The organism is Campylobacter sp. 2014D-0259 (assembly GCF_008000505.1).
Lineage (GTDB): Bacteria > Campylobacterota > Campylobacteria > Campylobacterales > Campylobacteraceae > Campylobacter_D > Campylobacter_D jejuni.
Map to the genome: position 1 here is coordinate 37,882 of NZ_VOAQ01000003.1, position 24,088 is coordinate 61,969.

The window sequence follows — 24,088 nt, forward strand, 5'->3', positions numbered from 1 at the left end:
AATTTGCAAAAAAAATTTGAAGATTGTGTTAAAACCATACTTGAAATTATAGGAGAAAATCCAAATCGTGAAGGACTGATTAAAACACCAAATCGTGTTTTTAAAGCTTATGAATTTCTTACTAGTGGTTATACACAAAATGTCAAAGAAATTTTAAATGACGCTTTATTTGAAAGCTCTAATAATGAAATGGTTTTAGTGCGTGATATAGAATTTTATAGTCTTTGCGAACATCATCTTTTACCTTTTTTTGGGCGTGCTCATGTAGCCTATATTCCTAATAAAAAAGTAGTGGGTTTAAGCAAAATTCCACGCCTTGTAGAGGTGTTTGCAAGAAGACTTCAAATTCAAGAACAACTTACCGAACAAATCGCACAAGCTTTAATGGAAAATGTCGATGCCAAAGGTGTTGGCGTAGTCATAGAAGCAAGACATATGTGTGTTGAAATGCGTGGAGTACAAAAAGCTAATTCCACCACTACAACTTCAGCTTTGCGTGGAATTTTCTTAAAAAATGAAAAAACTAGAGAAGAATTTTTTTCTCTCATAAACTCTGCTAAACAGGTAAGATTTTAATGAATCTTGAAAAACTACGCTCCAAACTTGGCAAAGAAAATTTAAGTGCTATTTTTGGAGAGATTACAAAAATTTCTGCTACGAGTATAGAAATTCGTGGGCTTAAAACAGGGGTTGGAGATATAGTGAAGCTAGTTTCCAATGAAAATGAAAATTTAAACACTCTAGCTATGGTCGTAGAAATCAAAGAACAATTTAGCTATTTAAGCCCTTTTTCTTTTATAGAGGGTTTTAAAATAGGCGATCGTGCTTTCATAAGTGATGCAGGTATGCAAATAGGCGTTAGCGATGAACTTTTAGGCAGGGTAGTAGATCCTTTTATGCGTCCAAAAGATGGTAAAGGAGCTATAGAAGTAAGTAAATATATGCCTATAATGCGTGCACCTATTGATGCGATGAAAAGAGGGCTTATAGAAGAAGTTTTTCCCGTGGGTGTTAAAACCATAGACGCACTTTTAACTTGTGGTGTAGGGCAAAAACTTGGTATTTTTGCAGGAAGCGGAGTAGGAAAATCCACTCTTATGGGAATGATAGTTAAAAATTCCAAAGCTCCTATAAAGGTAGTGGCACTCATAGGAGAAAGGGGGCGTGAAATTCCTGAATTTATACAAAAAAATTTAGGTGGAAAGCTCGATGATACAGTGATTATTGTTGCTACAAGTGATGATAGTGCTTTAATGCGTAAATACGGTGCTTTTTGCGCAATGAGTGTGGCAGAATACTTTAAAGAACAAGGTAAAGATGTACTTTTTATCATGGATAGTGTAACACGTTTTGCTATGGCGCAAAGAGAAATAGGACTAGCTCTTGGAGAACCTCCTACAACCAAAGGTTATCCACCAAGTGTTTTAAGTCTTTTGCCTCAACTCATGGAAAGAACGGGTAAAGAAGAAGGTAAAGGCACTATAACGGCCTTTTTTACCGTTTTGGTGGATGGCGATGATATGAGTGATCCAATCGCCGATCAAAGTCGTTCTATCTTAGATGGACACATTGTTTTAAGTCGTGAATTAACAGACTTTGGAATTTATCCTCCTATTAATATACAAAACTCTGCTTCAAGGGTAATGAGTGACATTATAAGTCCTGAGCATAAACTTTGGGCAAGAAAATTTAAGCGTTTAAACTCGCTTTTAAAAGAAAATGAAGTATTGCTTCGCATCGGTGCTTATCAGAAAGGAAGTGATAAAGAACTTGATGAAGCTATTTCTAAAAAAGAATTTATGCAAAAATTCTTAGGCCAAAATCCTGAAGAAAGCTTTGAATTTAATCAAACTTTAGAGCTTTTAAGTCAAATTGATACACCAAATACTCCTTTGCCACCAACTCAAAATATAAATGTAGGAAGTGCAAGTGCAACCTTGCCTAATCCTAATTTAAAATAAAATTATTTAATAAAATAATCTCCATCAAAACTGATTAAAGAATATTTTCTTTCATCGCCTATGCTTTGAGTTAATTCTTCTATACTTAAAAAACTTAGCGTATCGGCTTCTACATATTCACGCACTTCTTCAGTATTTTTATTTGCACTGATAAGTTCTTCAAAAGTTGGAGTATCTATGCCATAAGTATCAGGAAACTTGATTTCAGGACAAGCTATGGCAAGATGGATTTTGCTCGCTCCTGCAGCACGAAGTAAAGAAATTATTTTTTTAGAAGTAGTGCCACGCACCAAGCTATCATCAATGACTACTATTTCTTTGCCTTCTAAAACTTTACGCATAGGATTAAGCTTTAATTTTACTTTTAAATTTCTAAGCTCTTGAGTTGGCTCTATAAAAGTTCTTCCTACATAATGATTTCTTACTATTGCCATTTCAAGAGGGATTTGTAAATATTGAGCAAAACCTATAGCTGCACTTACTCCACTATCTGGCACAGGCACGACAAAGTCTGCTTTATAAGCAAATTTTTTAGCTAAAGCTTCGCCCATTTTTTTACGCACTTCATACACGCTTTTGCCTTCTACTATGCTATCAGGTCTAGCAAAATAAATGTATTCAAAAGCGCAAATTCTAGGAGTTTGAGAAAAAAGTTCTATGCTTTCAAATTTATCATTTCCCTGAGTAAAAATAAGCATTTCTCCTGGTTTAACATCACGAATAAATTCAGCCTCTATAAGATCAAAAGCACAAGTTTCACTAGCAACTATATAGCCTCCATCTTTTAAACGCCCTAAAGACAAAGGACGCACCCCATGAGGATCTCTTACAACATAAAGTTTATCTTTGCTTGCTAAAACAAAACAATAAGCTCCTATACATTCTTTTAAACTCTCAATAAATCTATCTTTTAGACTTTCTTGCTTACTTCTTGCGATAAGATGGACAACATTTTCTGTGTCCATATTGGTTTGAAAAATAGCCCCATCTTGAATAAGTCTTGATCTTACCTCTTCTTTATTGACTAAATTTCCATTATGCGCTAAAGCAATATCACCTAAAACTGAAGTAGCTGCTATGGGCTGAGCGTCATTTAAACTTGAATTTCCTGCTGTAGAATAGCGATTATGCCCTATAGCGATTTCACCCTCTAAAGTTTTTAGATTATCAGGATTAAAAATTTGACTCACTTCACCTTTGGCTTTAATAGTCTTAATATTTTTACCATTGCTTACACTGATACCACTTGCTTCTTGCCCACGGTGTTGCATAGCAAAAAGCGCATAATACGCATAAGTGCTAGCATTTTTTGAATTGATAACTCCTACAACTGCACACATTTTAAATTCCTAAAAAATCATTAATTGAATACATTTTTGCTTCTTGCTTACTAAGCCAAATAGCGATTTTAATCGCACCTTTAGCAAAAGTTGCCCTTGAAGTAGCGGTATGATTAAGTTCTAAAAACTCACCATCTTCATAAAAACCTACTGTATGGCGTCCTACTATATCGCCACCCCTTAAACTCATCACAGCAATCTCATCTTTGCTTCTTTCACCTATGATGCCATCTCTTCCACTTACTCTTACTTTTTCAAGTTCTAAATTTCTAGCTTTTGCTACACTTTGGGCTAAAGTCATAGCCGTACCACTTGGTGCATCTTTTTTATGGCGATGATGCATTTCTAAAATTTCTATATCAAAATTTTTTAACATTTGACTTGCTTTGCTAGCAAGATAGTTTAAAACTGCAACACCTAAAGACATATTGGTCGCATAAAAAATCGGCATCACTTCACTAGCACTTTGCATCAAATGTAAAATTTTCTCATCAAGTCCTGTTGTACCTATTACCAAAGGTTTAGGCATAGTTCTTGCATAATTTAAAAGCTCATGAGTTCCACTTGGGGAAGAAAAATCAATAATCACATCACTTTTTTCAAAAAGCTCTTCTAAATTTCCACCCTTATCATAAAGTATCGAAATTTGTGCTTGTGTTTCGCTTTTTAAACATTCTTCAATCTGTTTTCCCATGCGTCCTTTAGCGCCATAAATTCCTATTTTAATCATCTTTTTCCTTGAAAATAAAATATTGATTTTAGCATTTATTTTGTAAATTTTAAATAATAAAATTAAGCTTTATGGTTTTTTAATTTATATAAATTATCTAACAATTTTGCTTCTTCTCCTAAGCCCTTGCTATGATAAAATTTTAAATTTTTACTAAGATATTTTTGCTCTACCCAGCCACCAAAATCATGCGGATAAAGATAGTTTTGTTTTTCTTGATGATTGTTGTTAAGATAATTAGGTATTTCTAAAGCTTCATTATTTTTTACATAGTTTAAAGCTTCATTGATAGCTTTGTAGCTTGCATTAGATTTGATTGTGCTTGCTAAATAAACTACGCATTGGGCTAGGATAATTCTTGCTTCAGGATAACCTATATTTTTAACAGCTTCTAGAGTCGAAACTGCTAAATTTAGAGCATTTGGATCGGCATTTCCAACATCTTCACTTGAAAAAATCACCAAACGTCTAGCGATAAAATCCGCACTTTCTCCTGCATCAATAAGTCTTGCAAGATAATAAATAGCTGCATCAATGTCACTTCCGCGTAAACTTTTTATCATTGCACTTGCTAAAATATAATGTGTATCTTTTGAACTAACACCTTCGCTACTTATGGTGTTGCGAAGTTTTTTAAGATTTTCAAGACTGATATGTTTTTCATCTAAAACCAAGACAAATTCAAGCAAATTTAGCATAGCTCTTGCATCAGCACTTTTAAGTAGAAAATCTTTAGCTTCTTTATCAATACTAAATTTCATTTTTTCTTGTACACGCAAGAGTAAAGTTTCAAGTTCCTTTACCCCTAAAGATTTAAATTCAAAAAGCATGGAACGACTTCTTATGCCAGAACTTAAAACAAAATAGGGATTTTCAGTACTTGCACCGATTAAAATTAAACGGTAATTTTCCATAGGAATTAAAAGCATTTCTTGTTGGGTTTTGCTAAGGCGGTGAATTTCATCAATAAAAATTAAAGGCTTATAAAGACTATTTTTATAATTGTCTAAAATTTTTCTTAGTTCTTCGAGTTTAAAATTTCCTCCATCAAATTCATAAAAATCTAAGCCAAATTCTTTTGCTACAACTCTAGCAAAAGTTGTTTTTCCAGAACCTGCTGTTCCAAAAAAAATGCTATGAGGAAGTTTTTGTAAAGCAGTAAATTTTTTGAAAATTTCTATAAGCTCATATTGTCCTAAAATATCATCAAAATTTTCAGGGCGAAAGGTCAAAGCTAGGCTCATTAATTTAAATCCATATTTGAAAATTCACTACCATTAATTTTTAGCTGAGGATTGGCTAAGCTATTATAAGATAAATTTAGAAAAAAGTTATTATTTTCTTTTAAAAAATATTGATTTAAACCTCCATAATCCTTTGTCCAAGGAAAAATTTCATCAGGCTCATCTGAACTGATAACTTGTAATTTTGCTTGATAAGAGTTGTTAATATTTAAATTGCCTTGTAGACTGATGTTTTGTTTATTTTTTTCAAGAATTAAATTTTGTATTTTTAGATCAAGATTTTTTTGAATAAAATGAGAGATATTGAAATTTGAGTTAAGAAATTTATTTATGGTTATATTAAATTTTGTTTTGTCAAAATTTAAATTCTGACCCAATAAAGATTTAAGATCAATATCAATTTCATTGGATTTTCCTTGTATGTTTAAGTTTATTGTTGAATTTTCTTCATTAAAATTTACTTGGTTTTTGCTATAAAAAGAATTGATTTTATTGTTATCTAGTACAAGATAATCAAAGTTGATCTCTTGTTGGCTATCGCTAAATAAATTTAACTCATAAAATTGTACAGGATTGTTAAAAAATTGTTCGTAATTTAAATTTTGCAATACAAATTTAGTATAAAATTGAGAAAAATTAATCATATCAAAATGTATTTTAATGTTTTTAATTTCTAAATTTTTATTCATTAAAGCTTCAATATATCCGCCGTTTATGATGGTATCTCCGCCTTCATTGCTTAAATTTATATCTTTAATATTTAGAAATATTTTAGAGTTGTTATCGTGTAATTTGAGAGTAAAAGTTCCTAATTTATTGTTTTTTAACACTTCATCTAAAAAATCAAAAGGATTTGTAAAATTTCCTTTTATAATTTTATTTAAGAAAAAATAATTATTAAATTTAAGGTTGATTTTGGTTGAAAGCTGTGTATGAGAGTGATTTAAAGTAAAACTTCCTTTAGAAGTTAAAAAACCTTTTTTGAAGTAAATATCTGTAATTGTATAATCAGGATTGCTGTTTTTAATAAATTTATTAAATAAAAGTTCGTTAGTGTATCCTATATAAAATATATGAATAATAAAACCTAATATAAAACAAAAAACAATAAAAATCCATTTTTTCATTATTTGCCTTAGATGAAAATATAAGTGTTATTTTATAAATTGCTTGTTAAAAAAGAGTTTAAATTTTTATTTAAGAGTGATGAAGTAGTTTAGTAAAGAATGATTTTTATAAATCCCTTGTTAAGGGATTTATATTAATAAGCTTTTTTATAACATTGAATTTCAATTTTTCTAGCTACTGGAATAGCCTGAGTATTTGGTGTAGCAGGTGTTCCATAAGAAATTTTACTTTCTAAAAAATTTCCAACCTGTAAATCTTTAAAAGTTCCATCTTTATCTGTTCCAAAAATACCACAATCATCCATTTCTATTTCGGTATTTGGTAGAACTTTTATAGCCATTTGTCCGCCATAAATAGAGTCAATAAGCAAGGTTTTATTGTTATCATAAATTTGTGCAATAGTACCTTCAAGTTTTAGACTATCTGCAAAAAGCATTGAGCTAGCTAAAAGTGCTGATGCGAATAAAATACTTTTTTTCATAATTATTTCTCCTTAATGTAAAGTGATGACATTATAAAATTTTTAAGTGAAGTGAATGTGAAATTAAAAATTTTGACTTTCATAAATTAATACGCTTTGATTATTTTCAAAAAAAGTTTGTGGAAAAAGATATAAACCTTCATTAAAAGGAGCTTTGATTAGAGTGTATTGAAGATGAAATGGGGTAATGGAGTTAATAGATTGTTCTAAAAAAGTAGTGCAGTAAAAAGCATCTTTATCTGTACTTATGATAAATTTTCTGCCTAAATGTTCCAAAGCTTTAGTAACTATATTTTGTTTGGTTTTTTCATCAAATTTTAATCTTTTAATAGCAATTTTATGACTCAGTTTTAAAAAATCATCCATAGAGCTTAAGATAACTTGGTTTTTAGCGTTTTTGTCATCATCTGTTGTAACATGTATGAGCATAGTTGGAGAAGTTTTAACTACCATAGCGATATGAGAATAAGGGCTTTGACTTAAATTTTCTATTAAAAAACTTTCACTTCCTATTCCTGCACGAAAGACAAGATCGCCTATTTCAAGAGAAGGTAGATGGGGTTTTTTGATGATTTGATTTGAAGGATTGGAATTTAGAAAGAAACCCCAAATTCCAATCAATAAAAATAAAATTAAGACAAAATATAAAATTTTATTTAAGTAAAACAAGCCATTTTCCATCTTTTTTAGCAAGAAAAACATTGCTGCTTTGATTATTATCATTGTTAAATAACACTAAAACTCTGATTTTAGCAGAATCTTCATTGATTGTTTTTTCTTCAATTTGAATATCTTTAACACCACCCATTCTTTTTGCTTTGGCTGCATTTTCAGCAACAACTTGAGTGATTTTACCACTAACAAATGTTTTTTCTTCATCACTTTTAGCTTCGCTAAGATCAATGTAACTCATAACAGATTTAGCATCACCACTGTAAAGATCTTTTGTAAAATTTTTAGCTAAATCTTCAGGATTTGAAGAACCGCAAGCCACTACAAAAAAGGCAACTAAAACCAAGAAAGAAAGTTTGAAAAATTTCATTTTTTTCCTTTGATAGTATAAATTAAAATATTCATAATTATAGCAAAATAATTCAAAATTATTTTTTTATTCTTGTTTAAAATGGTTACATTAGAAAATATATTTTTTTCAAAAAGCTATAAATTTAAACACATATAAGTTGGACTTAAAATATCCTATTTTATTATCGAATAAAAATGATACAAAAGGATAGGATATGGAAATTTTTTTAGCTTTATTAGGTTTTTTCTCGTTAGGATTGATAGTTTGGCTTTTGCTAAAAGATTATACTACTCCAGCATTAGCTTTTATAAGTGTAAGTATTAGTGTAGCTTGTATTTTACTTATTCTTGAACAACTTGGTTTTGGCGTGGGTGCAGCTTTAGGGGTTAAAGGAGGTGTTTTTGATATTAAAACATTGGTTGCTTTTATTAAAGATGGAGTCAAAAGCGTAACGGATACGGCAGCTTTGTTTGTTTTTTCTATACTCTTTTTCAGTGTTTTAAATGCAAGTGGTTTTTTTACTAAAATTTTAAATGCATTTTTATCAAAAATGAAAGCTAATGTATATCAAGTTTGCATTCTTACTGTTTTTATTGCTGCTGCTGTGCATTTAGATGGTTCAGGTGCTTCTACTTTTCTTATTGTAATACCTGCATTATTACCTATTTATGAGCGTTTAGGTATAAGAAAGACTTCAATGTTATTGATTATTACTTCGGCTATGGGGGTTATGAATGTTATTCCTTGGGGTGGTCCTACTTTAAGAGCGGCTACTAATATAGGAATGGATGCAAATTTGCTTTGGCACCATATTATACCTATTCAGATTGTAGGTTTGGTATTATCCCTTCTTTTGGCAATTTGGATTGCTAAGATAGAAATAAAAAGAGGTGCAGGCGCAGGTAACTTGTCTGGAATAAATTTAAATATAGAAAAAAGCGAACACCATAATGAAAAATGGTTTTGGTTAAATTTACTTGTAGCTATTGGGGTTATTGGGCTTTTAATTAGCGGCATTATTCCTAGTTATATTTGCTTTATGATAGGACTTGCAATAATTTTACCGCTTAATTATCCTAATTTAAAAACAGCTAAAAAAGTTTTAGATCGTGCAAGTGGTGGTGCAATGCTTATGTATATTACTTTAATTGGTGCTGGGATATTAATAGGCGTATTTGATAAAAGTGGTATTATGGAGAAAATGGGTGTTTTGATTTTAAATTTTGTTCCAGATTATTTAGGCGCTTATATTCCTTTGATGGTAGGGATATTGGCTGTTCCAATGGCAATTATTTTTTGTACAGATTCTTATTTTTATGGAGTGATGCCTATAGTTTTGAGTGTAACTAAGGCTTTTGGTGCTGAACCTTTGACTATAGCTATTATCATGGTGATAGCAAGAAATTGTGCGACATTTATTTCTCCTGTTGTGCCTGCAACTTTGCTAGGTTGTGGTTTAGCAGAGGTTAATATTAAAGATCATATCAAAAGAAGCTTTTTTTATATATGGGGTATAAGTATTATTTGCTTGATTTTTGCTGAGGTAGCTGGGATAATATAATTAAAATAAAAGAACTTTTGATTTTTCAATGATTGGTTCATTGTTTTATGATATTTTTGAGTCAAAAATTTATAAAAATATAAGCGTTTTTTTGTATTATTTTATTTTACTTTAGAGAAAAATTATAAATTTAAACTTATAAGAATATTTTTTAAGTTGAAAGTAAAATTTTAAAACGGAGAAATGATGTACAAAAAACAAAATTTACCAGAACTTACCTTAAGGGGTTTGATTTTGGGAAGTATTTTAACTATTATTTTTACAGCTTCAAATGTATATTTGGGGTTAAAAGTGGGACTTACTTTTTCATCATCAATTCCAGCTGTGGTCATCTCCATGGCGGTTTTGAGTCTTTTTAAGACTTCAAATATTTTAGAAAATAATATGGTTCAAACTCAAGCTTCAGCAGCAGGAACTTTATCATCAGTTATTTTTGTTATCCCAGGGCTTTTTATGTGTGGGTATTGGAGTGAATTTCCACTTTGGCAAACTTTTATGATATGTCTTTGTGGTGGTGGACTTGGAGTGCTTTTTACTATACCATTAAGAAGGGCTATGGTGGTTGAAAGTAAACTTGCTTATCCTGAGGGTAGAGCCGCAGCTGAAATTTTAAAAGTAGCCAATAAAGATCAGAGTAATAAAAAAGGAAAACAAGGCATTAAAGAAATAGCATTAGGCTCTTTTATAGCTGCTATTTTTAGTTTATTAAGCAATGGTTTTAAACTCGCTGCAAGTGAGAGTAATTTTGCTTTTATTTGGAATAAAATGGCTTTTGGTTTTTCTATGGGATATTCTTTGGCACTTTTAGGAGCAGGTTATTTAGTTGGTTTAGCAGGTGCTATAGCTCTTTTTGTAGGTATGTTTTTAGCTTGGGGTATTTTTACTCCCTATCTTTCAAATTTTGAATTTGATAGTGCAAAAAATGCCGTAGATTTAGCTTCTAGTGTATGGAGTTCTAAAGTAAGGCTTATAGGAACAGGAGCTATTGCTATAGCAGCGCTTTGGACTTTAATAGAACTTTTAAAACCCGTTATTGAAGGTATTAAAGAAATTGTTAAAAATGTTAAAATTACTAATCAAGAAAAAAATGAAAGAACAAATATAGACCTTTCTTTAAAAAGTATTTTTATACTTTTTGTTTTAATGGTTGTGGGTTTATTTATTACTTTTTATAGTTTTGTTGAAGATGCTAACTTAAGTATTTATTATCAAATGCTATTTTCATTTGTTGGAACTTTAGTTTCTGTTTTAATAGGTTTTTTTGTTGCAGCAGCTTGCGGATATATGGCAGGACTTGTAGGATCTTCTTCTAGTCCTATTTCTGGAATCGGACTTATTGGTGTTATTATTTCTTCTATTGTTTTTTTGGTTTTAGGTGTGGAACTTTTTCAAGATCCTATGCTTTCTAAATTTGCAGTAGCATTAGCTATTTTTACTACTAGTGTTATTTTGGCTACAGCTGCTATTTCGAATGATAATTTACAAGATTTAAAGACAGGACATTTAGTCGGAGCTACTCCTTGGAAGCAACAAGTTGCTTTACTTGTAGGCTGTGTTTTTGGTGCTTTGGCTATAGTTCCTGTTTTAAATTTGCTTTATCAAGCCTATGGTTTTGTTGGAGCAATGCCAAGAGAAGGTATGGATACTTCATCGGCTTTAGCAGCACCGCAAGCGAATTTAATGAGTACTATCGCTCAAGGAATTTTTCATCACAATATAGAGTGGGGTTATATGGCTTTTGGTGTATTTGTAGGAATTTTAATGATTATTATAGATAAAATTTTAAGAAGAACACAGAAAATGTCTTTGCCGCCTTTAGCCGTTGGAATAGGTATTTACCTTCCGCCTGCTGTAAATATACCTTTAGTTATAGGCGGAATTTTAAAATTTATTGTAATGCAATACTTGACTAAAAAATATGCAAAAAATTCTCATAAAGAAGAAAAACTTGCAAGTTGTGAGCAAAGAGGCACGCTTTTTGCTTCAGGGCTTATAGTGGGTGAAAGTATTTTTGGGGTAATTATCGCAGGAATTACTGTATTTTCAGTAAGTATGGGTGGTAGTGAAAATCCTTTAGCTTTAAATTTAGCAAATTTTCATGATAGCGAGCTTTTCGCACTTATCTTTTTTGTGGGAGTTGTATTATATTTTATTAAGCGTATTGTTAAAAAAGATGCTTAATTTTTGGGGTTAAAACCCCATTTAATCCATTCTGATATAATTTTTCTTTTGCAATTATCATTCAAGGATTAAAATGGAAAATTTAAATGCTTTAATACTTGGAATTATAGAAGGTCTGACTGAGTTTTTACCTGTTTCTTCAACAGGACATATGATTTTAGGTACGACTATTTTAGGTATTGATATAGATGAGTTTTGGAAAAGTTTTTTGATTATCATCCAGCTTGGTTCTATTTTGGCGGTAATTTTTGTATTTTGGCGTAAATTGTTTCAAGGGCTTGATATTTGGTTAAAACTTGCAGCGGGATTTTTTCCTACTGGAGTTATAGGGCTTTTTGTGGCAAAATACTTAAATGCTTTATTTAATGGTTGGGTTGTGGTTGGAATGCTCATTTTTGGTGGTGTTGTGTTTATTCTTATAGAACTTGCGCACAAAAATAAACAATATCGTATCAATTCCTTAGAAGAAATAAGCTTTAAACAAGCTTTTTGTATAGGTATTTTTCAATCTTTAGCCATGATTCCTGGCACTTCAAGGAGTGGAGCAAGTATTATTGGTGGGCTTTTGTTAGGATTTAATAGAAAAGTGGCTGCTGAGTTTAGTTTTTTGCTTGCCATTCCAACGATGATTATTGCTACAGCTTATAGTATTTATAAAGAGCCTGAATTACTGAGTAATGCAAATTCTTTAATTCCTTTAGGCATAGGTTTTATCACTGCTTTTGTTGTTGCGGTTTTAGTTATAAAATTTTTCTTAAAATTTATTTCTAAATTCGACTTTATCCCTTTTGGAATTTATCGTATTATTTTAGGATTTGTTTTCTTTTATTTGTATTATAGTGGGATTTTAAATGCTGGAAGTGAATTTAAGCTATAAATAAATATTAAACTTATTCTAAGATTTTTTTTAAAAATAAGCTGAATTTCAAAAATAATTAAGTCTTAGAAAGTTAAAATTAGAACTTTATAAACACTCACAGGGTAAGTGAGCGACAAAGGGTTAAAAATATGGAAAAAGAAGTTATTGCGTATTTGGACAATGAGACAATAATTGACTCTCAAAGTGTGAAAAATACAAATTTAAAAGAAATTTATTTTGATAATTCTAAAGAAAGTTTAGAGGTAATCCGTCATTCTTGTGCGCATTTAATGGCACAGGCGATTAAGAATTTGTATCCTGAAGCTAAATTTTTCGTTGGTCCTGTTATAGAAGATGGATTTTATTATGATTTTCGTGTAGAAAGTAAGATTGGCGAAGAAGATTTAGTAAAAATTGAAAAAAAGATGAAAGAACTTGCTGAAGCAAAGATTGAAATTTCAAAATATGAAATCACAAAAAACGAAGCTTTGGCTAAATTTCAAAATGATGATTTAAAACAAGAAGTTTTATTGCGTATTCCTGATGGAGCTGTAAGTATTTATAAACAAGGTGAATTTGAAGATTTGTGTCGTGGTCCTCATGTGCCAAATACGAAATTTTTACGCTTTTTTAAACTCACTCGTGTTGCAGGAGCGTATTTGGGTGGCGATGAAAAAAGAGAAATGCTTACTCGAATTTATGGGACTGCTTTTGCAGATAAGGAAAGTTTAAAAGAGTATTTAACCATTATTGAAGAAGCTAAAAAACGCGATCATAGAAAGCTTGGAACAGAGCTTAAACTTTTTACTTTTGATGATGAGATCGGAGGTGGTCTTCCTATCTGGTTGAGTAATGGTGCAAGACTTAGATCTAAACTTGAACATATACTTTATAAGATCCATCGTTTGCGTGGTTATGAGCCTGTGCGTGGACCTGAGCTTTTAAAAGCAGATGCATGGAAAATCAGTGGGCATTATGCAAACTATAAAGAAAATATGTATTTTACACAAATTGATGAACAAGAATATGGTATTAAGCCTATGAACTGTGTGGGGCATATTAAAATTTATCAAAGTGATGTAAGAAGTTATCGTGATTTGCCTTTGAAATTTTTTGAATATGGCGTGGTGCATCGTCATGAAAAAAGTGGGGTTTTGCACGGACTTTTTAGAGTGAGAGAATTCACTCAAGATGATGCACATATTTTTTGTATGCCAAGTCAGATTAAAGAGCAGGTTTTAGAAATTTTAGCTTTTGTGGATAATTTGATGAAATTATTTGATTTTAGCTATGAGATGGAAATTTCAACTAAACCTGAAAAAGCCATAGGTGATGATGAAATTTGGGAAGTGGCAACTAAGGCTTTAAAAGAAGCTTTAGATGAACAAGGTTTAAAATACGGTATTGATGAAGGTGGCGGGGCTTTTTATGGGCCAAAGATCGATATTAAAATCACCGATGCCTTAAAAAGAAAGTGGCAATGTGGAACTATACAAGTAGATTTTAACCTACCAAGTCGTTTTAAACTCGAATATACTGATAGTGATAATGAAAAAAAACAACCTGTAATGTTGCATCGTGCGATTTTAGGTTCTTTTGAAAGATTTATAGGAATTTTAACCGAGCATTGTGCGGGTGAGTTTCCATTTTTTATCGCACCAACTGCGGTGGGTATAGTGCCAATAGGCGAAGCACATATTGCTTACGCAAAAGAAATTCAAAAAGAATTATTAGAGCTTAATATCGATAGCGAGGTGTATGAAAAAAATGAGAGTTTAAGTAAGAAAATACGCACAGCTGAAAAACAAAAATTACCTATGATTTTAGTTTTAGGCGATGATGAGGTGGCAAAGCGTAGCGTTGCTTTAAGAGATAGAAGAGCTAAAGAACAAAAAAATCTTAGCTTAGATGAATTTATTAAATTAGTTAAGGAGAAAATGAGTGAGGTACACTTTTGAGTAAAGAAAAAGAAGTATTGCTCAATGAAGAAATAAGAGCGGATGAAATCAGATGTGTTGGCGATGATGGCAAGGTTTATGGTATTATTAGTAGTGATGAAGCTTTAGAAATTGCAAATCGTTTAGGACTTGATCTTGTAATGATAGCTGCAGATGCTAAGCCACCTGTTTGCAAGATCATGGACTATGGTAAATTCCGTTATCAACAAGAGAAAAAACAAAAAGAAGCAAAGAAAAAACAAAAAGTGATTGATATAAAAGAAATCAAACTTTCTGTAAAAATTGCTCAAAATGATATTAACTACAAGGTAAAACATGCTTTAGAATTTTTAGAACAAGGTAAACATGTGAGATTTCGTGTGTTCTTAAAAGGACGTGAAATGGCAACTCCTGAAGCAGGTGTAGCTTTGCTTGAAAAAATTTGGACTATGATAGAAAATGAAGCTAATCGTGACAAAGAGCCAAATTTTGAAGGTCGTTATGTAAATATGCTTGTAACTCCAAAAAAAGCTTAATCCACTTTTGTGGATAAGGCTTTTAAAGGTTTTAAATTTTGAAAGAAAATCCTTCTTTTTTAAAAGAGCAAATTATAACTTATCTTGGAAATAAAAGAGCGCTTTTAAGTTTTTTAAATAAGGGCTTTAAGGTAGCTAAAAAAGAACTTGGTAAAGATAAATTTAGTTTTTGTGATATATTTAGTGGCTCAGGTGTTGTAAGTCGTTTTGCAAAAGCGCACTCAAATTATATTTTAGCCAATGATTTAGAGGATTATTCAAAACTCATCAATGAGTGTTATCTTGCCAATAAAGACAAAGATTTACTTCAAAATATAAAAAAGCATTATAAAAATTTAATCCAAAATTTAGATTTTCAAAAAGGTTTTATCAGTGAGCTTTATGCTCCAAAAGATGATGATGATATTAAAAAAAATGAAAGGGTTTTTTATACTTTTAAAAATGCTTTATATCTTGATACTATAAGGCAAAAAATCGAAAATGAAATTCCAAAAGAATTGAGGCATTTCTTTATAGCTCCTTTGATTTATGAAGCCAGTGTTCATTCAAATACTAGTGGAGTTTTTAAAGGTTTTTATAAGGGTAAGGATGGCATCGGAAAATTTGGTGGCGAAGGACAAAATGCACTTAAACGAATTAAAGGAGAAATAGAGCTTAAAATGCCTATTTTTTCAAATTTTTCTTGTGAATTTGAAGTGATGCAAAAGGATGCAAGTATGCTTGCAAAAGAACTTGATTTTTTTGATGTAGTGTATCTTGATCCCCCTTATAATCAACACCCTTATAGTTCTAATTATTTTATGCTAAATTTAATCGCAAATTATAAAAAACCTGAAGAAATTTCTAAAATCAGTGGCATTCCAAAAGATTGGAACCGTAGCACTTTTAATAAGCCAAAATTTGCCCAAGATGCTTTATTTGAACTTATTAATGATTTAAAAGCAAGAGTGATTTTACTTTCTTATAATTGTGAAGGTTTTGTAAAAAAAGAAATTTTTTTAAAGCGTTTAAGTACTCTTGGAAAATGTCGGATTTTAGAACAAAAATATAATACTTTTAGAGCTTCTCGCAATCTTAAAAATCGTAATATCCATCTTCATGAACAACTTTATATTTTAGTTAAAAATTAAATTTTGTGCTAAAATTATATTTATAAAAAGGAGGGATTTATGAAACTAAAATTATCTTTTTGTGCATTAATGGCATTTGGTTTTTCTAATTATCTTTTTGCTTCGGCCATTGATCCAAAGTTTTATTTTCAAGAATATCTTGATTTTGCTAGCAATAAGGGTAAATTTCAAGTAGGTCAAATTGGCTTTGAAATTTTAGCAAAAAATCCTAATCAAAACATCTCTTTCAATGTACCTATGATTGATTTTTCTACTTCAAATCGTGGAGGAAAATTCCAAGGAGAATTTACCAATATAGGACAATCTTATATAGTCAGTGCTTCTCATATGAGTACAAGTTCAAATACTGGGGAAGTAAATAAAGGCTATGTGAAACAAGGTAGTGTTTTACACTTTGGAGGTGTAGCAAATAGAATCGTAAGCTCAAGTGATAATTTTACTTATAAGAAAGAAAATGTGGATTTTGCTGTTTTAAAAATGAGTAAGATCAATCTCAATAAAAGTGCAAATTTGAGTAAAGATTTCAATTTTATTGAAAAAGATTCTGGCGATGGTGGAGATATTTATGAATACAAGGATCCTTTTTGGGATAGTTGTCAAAGTGGAAAATGTGATTATTCTAAAGGCAAAGGCAAGCTTTTTGATAGTTCGCGTTATGAGTACTTTGTAAGAGAGGGAAGTGGTATTGTAGCTTTAGGTTTTGAAGATACAAATAAAGTACCCATTAAGATTTTTGATTCTAATGAAATTAATTTAGGAGGTTTTGTCAGTTTAGCTCCTAAAAATACTGAAGATAAGCGTTTTAAGTTGCGATTTCTTAATTATACCAATGATAAAAGAAATCCTTTTACAAGTTCTTCAACACCTGGGGATTCTGGAAGTGGAGTTTATGTTTATGATAAGATTGATAAAAAATGGTATTTAGTAGGTGTAGTAAGTACGAGTAATTGTAATGCCCATTTTACTGATGGATATACTTGTTCACAGGTTGATTATGCTTTGATCAATCAAGCAAAGATCAATGAATTTCAAAATAGCCATAGGGTTAATATCGCACAAGGCGTTTATACTTTAAGCAATCAAGGTTTGATGAAAGAAGGGCAGTTGGTGCAAGGTGTTAGCTTAATTTCTGGGGCTAATGCGGGTTATGTAAGTTATGAAAATATTTTTGGTGATAAGGCTAAATATGATGATAGAATCAAAGAAATGCAAAATAGCAAGGATTTGTATTTTTTTCAAAATGGAAGTATAAATTTAAATAGCGATGTGGATTTAGGCGCTAGTGTTTTAAATTTTGAACAAAATTCAAATTGGCAAATAACAGGCGATAAATGGCTTATACATGGAGGAATTTACGCTGATAAGGGTTCAAGTATAGAATATAATGTTAAAACCAAAAAAGATGATTTTCTTTATAAAATGGGCGAAGGAGAACTTATTGTCAAAAGTCAAAGTGCGGATGCAGGACTTAGGATGGGTGAGGGTAAGGTAAGTCTTGAGGGTGAAGGTTTAAGCTTTGGTGAAATTTATATGAATGGTGGAACTTTAGGGTTTAAAAACGCACAAAATTTAAAAACCGACACTTTATATATGAATGGTGGAACTTTGGATCTATCGGGCTTAACATTAAATTTTTGATCAAATTAAAGCCAATTCTAATAATGTTTTTATCACAAGCTCTAAAGCAGGGGCAAATTTAAATTTAGAAAACAAGCAAAATTATCTTTATTATGGCAATATTTTTTCAGATGAGGCCATAACAATTAGTGCTAATACAGATAAAGCTTTGATTTTTGATGGCAATATTTACAATAAAGAAGGTGTTTTTAAGGCAGAAAACGCCAAGTTAAATTTTCAAGGACATGCTAGAATACACGCTTATGTAAGCGAAGAACAAGCTAAAAAACTTCAAGAGCAAGGTTTAAGTGCTTTAACCAAACCTGTAAGTTTTACACAAGAAGATTGGGAAGATAGGGTTTTTTGTTTTAAAAGAGCTTAATTTAGAAAAAAGCGAGTTTTATTTAGGACGTAATGCAAGCTTAAAAGTAGAAAATCTTAATGCTAAAAATTCCAAAATAGAGCTTGGAAGTAAAAATTTGTGGATCGATGAAAAAGATGGGGAAAATATCACTGATAAAGTTCAAGATAGTTTTTATGGAGACGTTGCACAAACAGGAGTTGGTAAAGAAATGGGATTTGAGCAAAATCTTAAAAATACCCAAAATGCTAAGATAGAAAAGGTTTATTTTAGTGGAAATTTAAATCTTGATCATTCTGATGCTACTTTACAAAACATAGTTTTTAGCGGTAATATTAAAGGTGTTGATGATGCACAAAAAAATCTTGTGATTAAAGATTCTTTGCTTGAGTCTAATATACAAATGAGTAATATTCAAGCAGAAAAAAGTGCCATTTATGGGAAAGTTGATGCAAAAAAATTAAGTGCAAATAATATAATATTTAAAATCAATGTGGATTTTGAAAAATCTAAGGCAGATTATATTAATTCTAAGGAAAGCGCGCAAGGAACAAATAATACTTTAGTATTAAATTTTTTAACAATCCTAGCAAAGAAGCGGGTTTAAATATATTACTAGCTCATTTAAAAGATGAAAATAAACATTTAACAAAGGAATTTTTTACTATACCAAATGTGGAGCAAGGTTTTAGTATTTATACCCCAAATGTTGTTTTTTCTTACAATGAGGAAAATTTTGCCCAGTGGAATTTAGAAAAAATTGATTCTAAAACTAAAGATGAGTATTTTTTTACTAATGATAATACTCAAGCTATTGCAAAAGCTAAATCTATACTTGCTCAAGCTACTTTGGGCTCCATGATAGAATGGAATAATATGCATAAAAGAATGGGAGAATTACGCAATAATCCTTACGAAAGTGGGGTGTGGTTAAGAACTTTTGGTGGGGGTACGAGTGATGAGTATAATAGTGGAAAATACTTTGAAATTCAAAGCGGATATGATAAATTAAACGAGTATTCGAATTTCGAGCTTTATAGCGGGGTGATGATCAATTATACAAATATGAATTTAAGTGCTACTGATTTGAGTGCGAAATTAAATGGTTATGGAATAGGACAATATTTTAGCCTTTTGTTTAATGAAGGTTTTTATAGTGATTTTGTTTTAAGATATATTTATCATCAAAATGAAGTAAATGCAAATTTTATCCCAGGAAATCAAGGTAGACTAGATGATAACGATGGTTCGCATAATATCATCTTAAGTGCTGAGTTAGGTTATAGAAAAAATTATGATAAATTTTATCTTGAGCCGAGTTTGGAATTTATCAGTGGTTATGTAGGAGCTATGGATCTAAAAGGAGATATTGCCAGTTTAAAACGATCTTCTTATATTCCTTTAGTCGCAAAAACAGCATTTTTCATAGGAAGTCAAAATCAAAATTTAAATTTTAGAACAGGACTTGGTTTGTATGCAGATCTGATTAAAACAGGAGATCAAATTTTAGAGGATCAAGCAAGCCAGAGAAGATATGAAGGAAAAAAAGATCAAAGAATGTTTATAAATTTAGGAAGTGATTATAAGCTTAATGATAAAACACGCTTTAGTTTCGAATTTGAAAAGACATTTTTTGGCGATTTAAATGTGGATTGGAGTGTAAATGCTAATTTAAGATATAGTTTTTAAATAAAAAATAATTTAAAAATTGTATTTTTATTTTAAGCTTTTTTTGTTTATAATACTTGCTTTTACATTTAAAGGATAAAGATGAAAATAAAAGTTGGGATTTTAGGAGCGAGTGGTTATGCGGGCAATGAGCTTGTACGCATTTTGCTTAATCATCCCAAAGTTGAAATTTCTTATTTAGGTTCGAGTTCTAGCGTGGGGCAAAATTATCAAGATCTTTATCCTAATACCCCTTTAAATTTATGTTTTGAAAACAAAAATTTAGATGAACTTGAACTTGATCTTTTGTTTTTGGCTACTCCGCATGAATTTAGTGCTAAGCTTTTAAATGAGAATTTGTTAAAAAAGATGAAAATCATTGATTTAAGTGCGGATTTTCGTCTTAAAAATCCTAAAGATTATGAGCTTTGGTATAAATTCACTCATCCTAATCAAGAGCTTTTGCAAAATGCAGTTTATGGACTTTGCGAGCTTTATAAAGAAGAGATAAAAAAAGCAAGTTTGGTGGCAAATCCAGGTTGCTATACCACCTGTTCTATCTTAAGTCTTTATCCGCTTTTTAAAGAAAAGATCATTGATTTTAATTCAGTTATCATTGATGCAAAAAGTGGAGTAAGTGGAGCAGGAAGAAGTGCTAAGGTGGAAAATCTTTTTTGTGAAGTTAATGAAAATATCAAAGCTTATGGTTTGGCTTCGCACCGCCATACTCCTGAAATTGAAGAGCATTTAAGCTATGCAGCCAAAGAGAAAATCACTCTACAATTTACCCCTCACCTTGTACCTATGCAAAGAGGAATTTTAATCAGTGCTTATGCAAATTTAAAAGAGGACTTGCAAGAACAAGATATACGCGATATTTATACAAAATACTATCAAAACAATAAATTCATAAGGCTTTTACCGCCGCAGTCGCTTCCGCAGACTCGGTGGGTTAAATCAAGCAATTTTGCGGATATAAATTTTAGTGTAGATCAACGCACAAAGCGTGTTATTGTGCTTGGTGCTATTGATAATTTAATCAAAGGTGCAGCAGGACAAGCTGTTCAAAATATGAATTTAATGTTTGATTTTGATGAAGATGAAGGACTTAAATTCTTTGCAAATTTGTAAAGGATAAAAATGTTAATACGAGCTATGCAAAAAAGCGATTATGAAGCCGTTTATAAGCTTTGGTGCGAGATAAAAGGCTTTGGGATAAGAAGCATTGATGATAGCAAAGAAAATATAGAAAATTTTTTAGATAGAAACCCAGATCTTAGTGTTGTAGCAGTGCTTGGTGAAGAAATTGTAGGAAGCATACTTTGCGGGCATGATGGACGCACAGGGGGATTTTATCATGTATGTGTGCATAAAGATCATAGAAAAAAGGGTATAGCACACGAGATGACAAAATTTTGTCTTGAGGCCTTAAAAGCTCAAAAGATCAATAAAATCGCCTTAATCGCTTTTAAAAACAATGATTTAGGCAATGAGTTTTGGAAACATTATGGTTTTACTTTAAGAGAGGATGCGAATTATTACGATCTTTCTTTAAATGAGTATAATCAAACCAGCTTTAATGCTTAAGGAATGATCATGCAAAAATATTTAGAAAAAGCCAATGTCTTAATCGAAGCTTTGCCTTATATACGCAAATTTAATTCCAAGATTATACTTATAAAATACGGCGGATCAGCTATGGAAAATGAAGAGCTAAAGCATTGCGTGATGCAAGATATAGCTCTTTTAAAACTTGTGGGTTTAAAGCCTATCATCGTACATGGTGGGGGAAAAGATATTTCTGCTATGTGTGAAAAATTAGGCGTAAAGAGTGAGTTTAAAAACGGTCTTAGAGTTAGTGATAAAGCCACTACTGAAGTAGCCAGTATGGTTTTAAATCATATCAATAAAAATTTAGTCCATAGTTTGCAAAATTTAGGAGTTAAAGCCATAGGGCTTTGTGGTAAAGATGGCGCGCTTTTAGAATGTGTGAAAAAAGATGAAAATTTAGCTTTTGTTGGCACGATACAAAAGGTAAATTCTAAAATTTTAGAAGAGCTTTTAGAAAAGGATTTTTTACCTATCATTACTCCTATTGGTATGGATGAGAATTTTAATACTTATAATATCAACGCTGATGACGCAGCTTGTTCGATCGCTAAGGCTTTAAGGGCTGAAAAACTTGCTTTTTTAACTGATACTGCAGGGCTTTATGAGGATTTTAATGATAAAAATTCTTTGATTTCTAAAATCAGCCTTGAACAAGCTAAAATTTTAGCCCCCAAAATAGAAGGTGGTATGCATGTAAAATTAAAATCTTGCATTGATGCTTGTGAAAATGGAGTCAAAAAGGTACATATTTTAGATGGGCGTGTGAAACATTCTTTGTTGCTTGAGTTTTTTACCGATGAAGGTATAGGTACTTTGGTGGGTTAAAGGATGAAAATGGATTATAAAGAACAAAGTCATATTATCCCTACCTATAAGCGTTTTGATATAGTTTTAGAAAAAGGGCAGGGGGTTTATCTTTTTGACGATAAGGCTAAAAAATATCTTGATTTTTCAAGCGGCATAGGTGTTTGTGCTTTAGGATATAATCATGCTAAATTTAATGCCAAAATCAAAGCGCAAGTGGATAAGCTTTTGCATACTAGCAATTTATATTATAATGAAAACATAGCCGCTGCAGCTAAAAATTTAGCCAAAGCTAGTGCTTTAGAGCGTGTTTTTTTTACAAATTCTGGTACAGAAAGTATAGAAGGAGCGATGAAAACAGCTAGAAAATACGCCTTTAACAAAGGTATTAAGGGTGGACAATTTATCGCTTTTAAGCATTCTTTTCATGGGCGTACTTTAGGGGCTTTATCGCTTACTGCTAATGAAAAATATCAAAAGCCTTTTAAACCTTTAATTTCAGGGGTTAAATTTGCAAAATATAATGATATTTCAAGCGTTGAAAAATTGGTGAATGAAAAAACTTGCGCTATTATCTTAGAAAGCGTGCAAGGAGAAGGTGGGATAAATCCTGCAAATAAAGATTTTTACAAAGCCTTAAGAAAGCTTTGCGATGAAAAAGATATATTATTAATCGCTGATGAAATTCAATGTGGCATGGGTAGAAGTGGAAAATTTTTTGCCTATGAGCACGCGCAAATTTTACCCGATATCATGACTTCGGCTAAGGCCTTAGGTTGTGGGCTTAGTGTGGGTGCTTTTGTAATAAATCAAAAAGTAGCAAGCAATTCTTTAGAAGCGGGTGATCATGGAAGCACTTATGGAGGAAATCCTTTGGTTTGTGCAGGAGTGAATGCGGTTTTTGAAATTTTTAAAGAAGAAAAAATTTTAGAAAATGTCAATAAACTCACGCCTTATTTAGAGCAAAGTTTAGATGAGTTGATCAAAGAATTTGATTTTTGTAAAAAACGCAAAGGCTTAGGGTTTATGCAAGGGCTGAGTCTTGATAAAAATGTAAAAGTAGCTAAGGTCATTCAAAAATGCCAAGAAAATGCACTTTTACTGATAAGTTGCGGGGAGAATGATTTGAGATTTTTACCTCCTTTGATTTTGCAAAAAGAACATATTGATGAAATGAGTGAAAAGTTAAGAAAGGCTCTAAAGAGTTTTTAATAAATTTTGTAAAAAAAGTTTATTCTTTCCCATCTACTATAGGCACAAATAAACATTCTTCTAAAATTTCTTTTTGTAAATTTGTGCCATTTTTTCTAAGGCGTGTGATGAATTGTTTGCCATTGTGTAAAATAGGAGCGACTAAAATCCCGTCATCACTTAATTGATCGAGTAAAATTTCAGGAATTTGTGTCGCATAAGCAGAAAATAAAATCCTATCATAAGGAGCATAATTTTTCCAGCCATTTTGCCCATCATCAAATTTTACATTGATATTAAAAAGTTCTAATTCTCTGAAAGTTTGAGCGGCTTTTTTGGCTAAATTTTCTATGCGTTCTATGGTAAAAACACGCCTTATGACTTTGCTTAAAATCGCAGCTTGATAGCCACTTCCACAACCTATCTCTAAAATACTATCAGCATTTTTAAAATCTAAAGCCATAGTCATTTTAGCCACAGTTAAAGGTGAACTAATCCATTGAGAATTTGCCAAAGGCAAAGCATCAAGGCGATAAGCATGAGCTTTTAAAGGAGAAAAAATTTCACGCGGAATTTGGCAAAAAGCATTAAAAAGTTCTTCATTGATAAAAACTTTTTGTGCAATTTCTTCAGCCATATTTTGACATCTTTTTTGTTCAAATGCGTTCATTACTTCTCCTATAAATTTAAATAAAAATTGTAACTAAAAAAGTTGAAATAGAGT

At 31.2% G+C, this 24,088-nt stretch carries 20 protein-coding genes and 1 pseudogene; 13 read left to right on the plus strand and 8 right to left on the minus strand.

The features are described 5' to 3' along the window. The first annotated feature begins 3 nt into the window (after window positions 1–3). Together folE and fliI are read left to right on the plus strand one after the other, a co-directional pair. On the plus strand, window positions 4–576 hold the full coding sequence (gene folE / locus SR63_RS00550) for a GTP cyclohydrolase I FolE (protein ID WP_002825654.1): 573 nt from the start codon (window positions 4–6) through the stop codon (window positions 574–576). Continuing rightward, on the plus strand, window positions 576–1,961 hold the full coding sequence (fliI, locus tag SR63_RS00555; RefSeq protein WP_002854283.1) for a flagellar protein export ATPase FliI: 1,386 nt from the start codon (window positions 576–578) through the stop codon (window positions 1,959–1,961). Before folE ends, fliI begins: the two co-directional genes overlap by 1 nt. Window positions 1,962–1,963: 2 nt before the next feature. Here fliI and purF read toward each other — a convergent pair whose 3' ends face one another. The 7 genes from purF to SR63_RS00590 form a co-directional block, all read right to left on the minus strand. Further along, window positions 1,964–3,301, minus strand: coding sequence for an amidophosphoribosyltransferase (gene purF, locus SR63_RS00560; protein WP_002866352.1), 1,338 nt, complete (start codon window positions 3,299–3,301; stop codon window positions 1,964–1,966). Between the two features lies 1 nt (window position 3,302). Further along, window positions 3,303–4,031: a 4-hydroxy-tetrahydrodipicolinate reductase gene (gene dapB / locus SR63_RS00565; protein ID WP_002854461.1), complete on the minus strand. Its 729-nt coding sequence runs from the start codon at window positions 4,029–4,031 to the stop codon at window positions 3,303–3,305. Between the two features lie 62 nt (window positions 4,032–4,093). Continuing rightward, complete coding sequence (locus SR63_RS00570; RefSeq protein ID WP_002866353.1) at window positions 4,094–5,275, minus strand: replication-associated recombination protein A; 1,182 nt, start codon at window positions 5,273–5,275, stop codon at window positions 4,094–4,096. Then, a complete protein-coding gene (locus SR63_RS00575) occupies window positions 5,275–6,402 on the minus strand; it encodes a hypothetical protein (protein WP_086031994.1) in 1,128 nt (375 codons plus the stop codon). Before SR63_RS00575 ends, SR63_RS00570 begins: the two co-directional genes overlap by 1 nt. 134 nt (window positions 6,403–6,536) lie before the next feature. Beyond that, the gene (locus tag SR63_RS00580; RefSeq protein WP_002851849.1) at window positions 6,537–6,884 is read right to left on the minus strand and encodes a hypothetical protein; all 348 of its coding nucleotides are present in this window, start codon (window positions 6,882–6,884) and stop codon (window positions 6,537–6,539) included. A gap of 63 nt (window positions 6,885–6,947) precedes the next feature. Then, window positions 6,948–7,553, minus strand: coding sequence for a YiiX/YebB-like N1pC/P60 family cysteine hydrolase (locus tag SR63_RS00585; RefSeq protein WP_002922696.1), 606 nt, complete (start codon window positions 7,551–7,553; stop codon window positions 6,948–6,950). Then, complete coding sequence (locus SR63_RS00590; RefSeq protein WP_002866358.1) at window positions 7,537–7,878, minus strand: DUF4878 domain-containing protein; 342 nt, start codon at window positions 7,876–7,878, stop codon at window positions 7,537–7,539. Before SR63_RS00590 ends, SR63_RS00585 begins: the two co-directional genes overlap by 17 nt. Before the next feature lie 244 nt (window positions 7,879–8,122). Here SR63_RS00590 and SR63_RS00595 point away from each other — a divergent pair, with 244 nt between their 5' ends. The 11 genes and pseudogenes from SR63_RS00595 to SR63_RS00655 all read left to right on the plus strand — a co-directional run bounded on the left by SR63_RS00595 (window position 8,123) and on the right by SR63_RS00655 (window position 23,385). Then, window positions 8,123–9,469 (plus strand): CitMHS family transporter, encoded by a 1,347-nt coding sequence (locus tag SR63_RS00595; protein WP_002866359.1) that lies wholly within the window; start codon window positions 8,123–8,125, stop codon window positions 9,467–9,469. Window positions 9,470–9,652: 183 nt separating this feature from the next. After that, entirely contained in the window at window positions 9,653–11,650 is a 1,998-nt protein-coding gene (locus SR63_RS00600; protein ID WP_072238662.1) for an OPT family oligopeptide transporter, read from the plus strand. 73 nt (window positions 11,651–11,723) lie between these two features. Beyond that, window positions 11,724–12,527 carry an undecaprenyl-diphosphate phosphatase gene (locus SR63_RS00605; RefSeq protein ID WP_002866361.1) on the plus strand — a complete coding sequence of 268 codons (804 nt, stop codon included), beginning with the start codon at window positions 11,724–11,726 and terminating at the stop codon, window positions 12,525–12,527. Window positions 12,528–12,658: 131 nt separating this feature from the next. Then, window positions 12,659–14,467 (plus strand): threonine--tRNA ligase, encoded by a 1,809-nt coding sequence (thrS, locus tag SR63_RS00610; protein ID WP_002866362.1) that lies wholly within the window; start codon window positions 12,659–12,661, stop codon window positions 14,465–14,467. Further along, window positions 14,464–14,982 carry a translation initiation factor IF-3 gene (gene infC, locus SR63_RS00615; RefSeq protein ID WP_002851726.1) on the plus strand — a complete coding sequence of 173 codons (519 nt, stop codon included), beginning with the start codon at window positions 14,464–14,466 and terminating at the stop codon, window positions 14,980–14,982. Before thrS ends, infC begins: the two co-directional genes overlap by 4 nt. Before the next feature lie 38 nt (window positions 14,983–15,020). After that, the gene (locus SR63_RS00620) at window positions 15,021–16,112 is read left to right on the plus strand and encodes a DNA adenine methylase (RefSeq protein ID WP_002851979.1); all 1,092 of its coding nucleotides are present in this window, start codon (window positions 15,021–15,023) and stop codon (window positions 16,110–16,112) included. Between the two features lie 39 nt (window positions 16,113–16,151). Then, window positions 16,152–19,779 (plus strand): annotated as a pseudogene (gene vvfC, locus SR63_RS08580) (autotransporter serine protease VvfC). A gap of 81 nt (window positions 19,780–19,860) precedes the next feature. Then, window positions 19,861–20,889: an N-acetyl-gamma-glutamyl-phosphate reductase gene (gene argC / locus SR63_RS00640; protein ID WP_002866368.1), complete on the plus strand. Its 1,029-nt coding sequence runs from the start codon at window positions 19,861–19,863 to the stop codon at window positions 20,887–20,889. 9 nt (window positions 20,890–20,898) lie between these two features. Beyond that, on the plus strand, window positions 20,899–21,345 hold the full coding sequence (locus SR63_RS00645; RefSeq protein WP_002857401.1) for a GNAT family N-acetyltransferase: 447 nt from the start codon (window positions 20,899–20,901) through the stop codon (window positions 21,343–21,345). Between the two features lie 3 nt (window positions 21,346–21,348). Next, window positions 21,349–22,194, plus strand: coding sequence for an acetylglutamate kinase (gene argB / locus SR63_RS00650; protein ID WP_072238664.1), 846 nt, complete (start codon window positions 21,349–21,351; stop codon window positions 22,192–22,194). 3 nt (window positions 22,195–22,197) lie between these two features. Further along, complete coding sequence (locus tag SR63_RS00655; RefSeq protein ID WP_002866370.1) at window positions 22,198–23,385, plus strand: aspartate aminotransferase family protein; 1,188 nt, start codon at window positions 22,198–22,200, stop codon at window positions 23,383–23,385. A gap of 19 nt (window positions 23,386–23,404) precedes the next feature. Here the strand turns inward: SR63_RS00655 and SR63_RS00660 are convergent, their stop codons facing one another. After that, the gene (locus SR63_RS00660; protein ID WP_002851780.1) at window positions 23,405–24,034 is read right to left on the minus strand and encodes a protein-L-isoaspartate(D-aspartate) O-methyltransferase; all 630 of its coding nucleotides are present in this window, start codon (window positions 24,032–24,034) and stop codon (window positions 23,405–23,407) included. Window positions 24,035–24,088: the final 54 nt, after the last annotated feature.